The organism is Faecalibacterium sp. AF28-13AC (genome assembly GCF_003478405.1).
GTDB lineage: Bacteria > Bacillota > Clostridia > Oscillospirales > Ruminococcaceae > Faecalibacterium > Faecalibacterium prausnitzii_E.
Genome location: NZ_QUFG01000026.1, coordinates 1 through 3,505, shown reverse-complemented (window position 1 = coordinate 3,505; position 3,505 = coordinate 1). Strand labels below are relative to the sequence as shown.

Here is a 3,505-nt window from a genome sequence, read left to right as displayed (position 1 = left end):
GTAACCGTCAAATCTCCCGGCGGATGGACACCCATGGGATAATAGTAGTGGAACGTTTCGCGACGTTCCACTACTATTAACATCAGGGAGGACACCATGACATCAACAGAGCTAAAGCACCAGGCACGACAACAGAAATGGGTGGCAGCGATTCAGAATTGCAGAAGCAGCGGTCTTCCGGTACGGCAGTGGTGCAAGCAAAGAGGAATCACACCATCTACATACTATCGTTGGGAACGGGAAGTGCTGTCCATCGCAGATGCGGCACCGGAATTCCCCGGGGCACCTGCGTTTGCAGAGTTACCAGCACCGAAACAGCAGGATCGGAACGTTTCAGAATGTTCCGCCACGCTGCGGATCGGCAATAGCAGCATTGACTTCTATCAAGAGCTGAGTCCGGACCTGCTGAAAGCCCTGGTCGAGGCGCTGCGGCCATGCTGAACGATTTTTCCGGAGCGGATCGGGTCTATATCGCCTGTGGCTATACCGATCTGCGTAAAGGCATAGACGGTTTGGCCCGGATGGTGCAGCAGCAGTTTGAATTGGATCCGTTCACCAACACGCTGTTCCTGTTCTGTGGGCGGCGCAGAGACCGGATCAAGGGACTATACTGGGAAAAGGACGGGTTTATTCTGCTCTACAAGCGGCTGGAACAGGGTGCATACCAGTGGCCGAGAAGTGAATCTGAAGTACGGTCACTAACGCCGCAGCAGTACCGCTGGCTGATGGAAGGCTTACAGATCGAGCAGCCAAAAGCCCACCGCCCAGTATCTGGGCTGAGCATAATATAAGGCAGATTAAATTTCCGAAAAGCATCGAAAACACTGGCTTTTTGACACTTTTTGTGGTATAATTTTCACATGGAAAACGAGAAGAGAATTGCCACAAGTAACGCTGAAATGGTGACCATTTCACGCGCGGAATATGAATCTCAGCAAACTCAGCTCACTGAACTCAAGCTCCAGAACCAATGGCTTCTGGAGCAGTTGGGTCTTGCGAAAAAGCGGCAATTCGGCTCCTCCTCCGAGAAGTTGCAGGAGGGCCTGATGGATCAGCTTTCGCTAAGCTTCAATGAGCTTGAAGCCTACGCCTATGGCACCAAATCCGCTACGCCGGAGCAGGTTGCCGTGAAAGCCCATGCGCGCAAGAAGCAGTCCGGCAGCGTGACCGAGATCGTTCCGGAGGGCACACCCACTGAAGTGGTGGAGCACCGTCTGAGCGAAGAAGAGCTGATCTGCTCCGCCTGCGGCAGCAAAATGGAGGAGATCGGCAAAGAGGTCCGCCGGAGCCTGCAAATGGAGCCTGCCCGGTTCTGGATTCGAGAGGATGTCTACTATACCTACGCCTGCAGGAAGTGCGAGCAGGACAGCGGCGAGGCCAACATCCTGAAAACACCGAAGGAGCCTGCGCTGCTGCCCGGCAGCTATGCTTCCGCGGAGGCGGTAGCGCATATTGCGGTACAGAAGTTTGTGATGTATTCCCCGCTGTACCGGCTGGAGCAGGAGTTTCACCGCCAGGGATTGAAGCTCTCCCGGCAGACCATGTCCAACTGGCTGCTGAATGTCTCTGATACCTGGCTGCAGCCCATCTACGAGGTGCTGCACCGGCAGCTCTGCAGGGAGAAAGTTCTCCATGGCGATGAGACGACGCTGCAGGTACTGAAAGAACCCGGGAAGGCGGCGACCAGCAAGTCCTACATGTGGCTGTACAGGACCAGCGGCTGTACGGAGCATCCGATTGTCCTGTATGAATACCAGCCGAACCGGAAGGCAGAGCACGCGGAGGAGTTCTTAAAGGGCTTCTCCGGCTGGCTCCATGCGGATGGATACCATGGTTACCACAGGCTGCCGGAGAATATCCGGGTGGTTGGCTGCTGGGCCCACGCGCGGCGAAAATTTGATGAGGCGCTGCAGACGCTACTGCAGGAAAAGCGAAAAGATTCTCTGGCAGCGGCCGGCGAGTGCTACTGCTCAAGGCTGTTCCAGTTGGAAAAGTCTTTCGCAGAACTGACACCAGAAGAACGACATGCTAAGCGGCTGGAACAGGAAAAACCGGTTCTGGACGCTCTATTGGCGTGGGCAAATGCGGCCAGCGGCAAGGCGGCACCAAAGTCCGCTCTGGGTAGGGCGCTGCACTATCTGCTGGAGCAGTGGCCATACCTGATCCGTTATCTGGAGGATGGGCGGCTGGAACTGAGCAACAACCGTGCTGAACGCAGCATAAAGCCTTTTGTTATGGGCCGCAAGAATTGGCTGTTTGCCAATACACCGGGCGGCGCACAGTCCAGCAGTGTGATCTACAGCCTGATTGAGACAGCGAAAGAAAACGGATTAGATCCGTACCGTTACTTGCTCTGGGTTCTGCGGAATGCTCCCGCTATGAGCCAGATGGACGAGGCTTGGGCCGAACAACTCTTGCCTGCCAGTGCACCCCAGGAATGCAGAATACCAAAAGAATGAACATCTCTGGCCCAGCTGCGGTTGCTAAGCCAGAGATGCTTTTTTATGCGCCGGGAGATTTGACGGTTACGTTTTTGATTCCTTTTACCAGGGTTTCTTTTCCCTCCAGTAATTCTTTTACATTCGTTTTGGTTAGTTTTTTCTTTCTAAAATGTTCAGCTAAAGTAAACTTACATTCAGGATAATTTGAACAACCATAAAACGATTTTTTTAATACAATATTGTTGCCACACTTAGGACATTTTCCTACAAGGGGTCCCGAGCGCTTAGTGGGAATTTGTACCCCTTATCGATACAAATTCCCCGTAGGCGCTAGGGACCTCTTTAGCTTCTTGGAAGCTGTCAGTAGTATATCTAATAATTTATCTCCATTCCCTTTAGTAACGTGTAACTTTCCAAATTTAAAAAAGCGACTCATAGAATTATTTCCTCCCGTTAAATAATAGATAACTATTAAAAATAGACAATACTTGCTCATAAGTAATGGTACTTAAATTGTTTACTTTGGCGTGTTTCATTGCTTGATGAAACTGATTTTTAGTAAACAGTTGACGATATTCTCGATTGACCCATTTTGAAACAAAGTACGTATATAGCTTCCAATATTTATCTGGAACATCTGTGGTATGGCGGGTAAGTTTTATTAAGACACTGTTTACTTTTGGTTTAGGATGAAAGCATTCCGCTGGCAGCTTAAGCAATTGCTGAATCGAGACTTGAGTGTGCAAGAGCAACCCTAGTGTTCGGTGAATATCCAAGGTACGCTTGTAGAATCCTTCTTCAACAATCAGATAGATGTCAGACGCACGGCTTTCAAAAACCACTTTTTTAATAATTTGTGTGCTTAAATGGTAAGGAATATTCCCAACAATTTTATACCTCTGTTTGTTAGGGAATTGAAACTGTAGAATATCTTGGTGAATTAAAGTGACACGAGTATTCAGTTTTAATTTTTCTGACGATAAGTTGAATAGATGACTGTCTAATTCAATAGACGTTACCTGTTTACTTATTTTAGCCAGTTTCGTCGTTAAATGCCCTTTACC

General features: G+C 49.6%; 4 protein-coding genes and 1 pseudogene. 3 read left to right on the top strand and 2 right to left on the bottom strand.

The window, feature by feature from the left end:
- Positions 1 to 96 precede the first annotated feature (96 nt).
- From DWY95_RS16680 to DWY95_RS16670, 3 genes are all read left to right on the top strand, one after another.
- Positions 97 to 441, top strand: coding sequence for a hypothetical protein (locus DWY95_RS16680; protein ID WP_117472322.1), 345 nt, complete (start codon positions 97 to 99; stop codon positions 439 to 441).
- Positions 435 to 791 carry an IS66 family insertion sequence element accessory protein TnpB gene (gene tnpB / locus DWY95_RS16675; protein ID WP_117472324.1) on the top strand — a complete coding sequence of 119 codons (357 nt, stop codon included), beginning with the start codon at positions 435 to 437 and terminating at the stop codon, positions 789 to 791. Before DWY95_RS16680 ends, tnpB begins: the two co-directional genes overlap by 7 nt.
- A gap of 69 nt (positions 792 to 860) precedes the next feature.
- Positions 861 to 2,459 (top strand): IS66 family transposase, encoded by a 1,599-nt coding sequence (locus DWY95_RS16670; protein WP_165852602.1) that lies wholly within the window; start codon positions 861 to 863, stop codon positions 2,457 to 2,459.
- A 70-nt stretch (positions 2,460 to 2,529) separates the two neighbouring features.
- On the opposite strand, the pseudogene DWY95_RS16665 reads toward DWY95_RS16670, so the two are convergent.
- Positions 2,530 to 2,712: pseudogene (locus tag DWY95_RS16665) on the bottom strand (topoisomerase DNA-binding C4 zinc finger domain-containing protein); the annotation flags it as partial.
- Between the two features lie 169 nt (positions 2,713 to 2,881).
- The coding region (gene erm / locus DWY95_RS16655) for a 23S ribosomal RNA methyltransferase Erm (protein WP_118554331.1) at positions 2,882 to 3,505 on the bottom strand (624 nt) is incomplete at its 5' end.